Source organism: Actinomadura rugatobispora (assembly GCF_042656285.1).
In the GTDB taxonomy this organism is placed as follows: Bacteria; Actinomycetota; Actinomycetes; order Streptosporangiales; family Streptosporangiaceae; genus Spirillospora; species Spirillospora rugatobispora.
The window spans coordinates 1-1,414 of sequence record NZ_JBHSON010000231.1 but is presented as its reverse complement, the minus strand read 5'-3'; the positions used below and the strand labels follow the sequence as shown (position 1 = coordinate 1,414).

General features: G+C 67.8%; 1 protein-coding gene. It reads left to right on the top strand.

The window, feature by feature from the left end; genetic code table 11:
- Positions 1-46 precede the first annotated feature (46 nt).
- The gene (locus ACFPZN_RS56000; RefSeq protein ID WP_378293577.1) at positions 47-1,306 is read left to right on the top strand and encodes an IS701 family transposase; all 1,260 of its coding nucleotides are present in this window, start codon (positions 47-49) and stop codon (positions 1,304-1,306) included.
- The last annotated feature ends 108 nt before the right edge of the window (positions 1,307-1,414 follow it).

The window sequence follows — 1,414 nt, the reverse complement described above, 5'->3', positions numbered from 1 at the left end:
CCTAGTAGGACTTTGTTAGTTCGGTATCATATGGGATGATCTTGGTGTGACTCCGGCTGAGCTGGCTGAGGTTCGTGGCCGTCTTGAGGACTTCGCGGGTGAGATTTTCACGCCGTTCGCGCGTCGTGAGCAGCGCTTGAACGGCGGGCTGTATCTGCGGGGGCTGATGCTGGACGGGCGGCGTAAGTCGATGCAGCCGATGGCCGAGCGCCTGGGGGTCGATCATCAGCGGCTGCAGCAGTTCATCACGTCCTCGACGTGGGATTTCGTGGCGGTGCGGCGGAGGTTGGCGGATCGGTCGCTGCGGGTGGTGGAGCCGGAGGCGTGGCTTCTGGACGACACCGGACACCTCAAGGACGGGGACGGGTCGCCGTGTGTGGCCCGGCAGTACACCGGGACGGCGGGCAAGGTGACCAACTGCCAGATCGCGGTGAGCGTGCATGCGGTCACCGACGCCTGCTCGGCCCCGCTGAACTGGCGTTTGTTCATGCCCGAGCGGTGGGATGACACGCTGGCCGCCGATCCGCAGGAGGCGGGGCGGATCGCCGAGCGGCGCAGGCGCTGCGGCATCGGCGATCAGGTACGGCATCGTCCCAAATGGCGGCTCGTCCTGGACATGATCGACGAACTGGCCGCCTGGGGGCACATGCCGCCGCTGGTCGTCGGTGACGCCGGATACGGCGACAACACCACCTTCCGGCTGGGACTGACCGAGCGCGGCATCGGCTATGTGATGGCTGTCAAGGCCGCCACCAGCGCCTACGACGGCGACGCGGTGCCGGTCACGCCGGCCTATTGCGGACGCGGCCGCCCGCCCGGGCCACGCTACGCCGGGGATGCCTCCAACCTCCGTGACCTGGTGCTGGCCGCCGGCCGCGCGAGCCTGCGGCGGGTGACCTGGCGCCAGGGCACCAGGAAGACCGCGGCCAACCCCACCGCCAAACTGCGTTCACGCTTCACCGCGATCCGGGTACGTCCCGCCAACCGGGACATCCCCAAAGCCGCCGACGGCAGTGTGCCCGCGTGCTGGCTGCTGGCCGAGTGGCCGCCCGGTGAGCCCGAGCCCACCGACTACTGGCTTTCCACGCTGCCCGAAAACACCCCGATCAAGACCCTCGTACGCCTGGCCAAGATCCGCTGGCGGATCGAACACGACTACCGCGAACTCAAGACCGGCCTCGGCCTCACCCATTTCGAGGGCCGCTCCTGGACCGGCTGGCACCGCCACGTCACCCTGGCCTCGGCCGCACACCTCTTCCTCACCGAACTACGCCTGGCCAGCCCAAAAGCGGCCGGGGCGGCCTGAGTCTCTACAAGATTCTCAAACAGCTCCAAGTGCTGCTCGCCACCTGGAGCGGCCGATGCCCCACATGCCACCAGCACCCACCATGACGAACTAACAAAGCCCTACTAG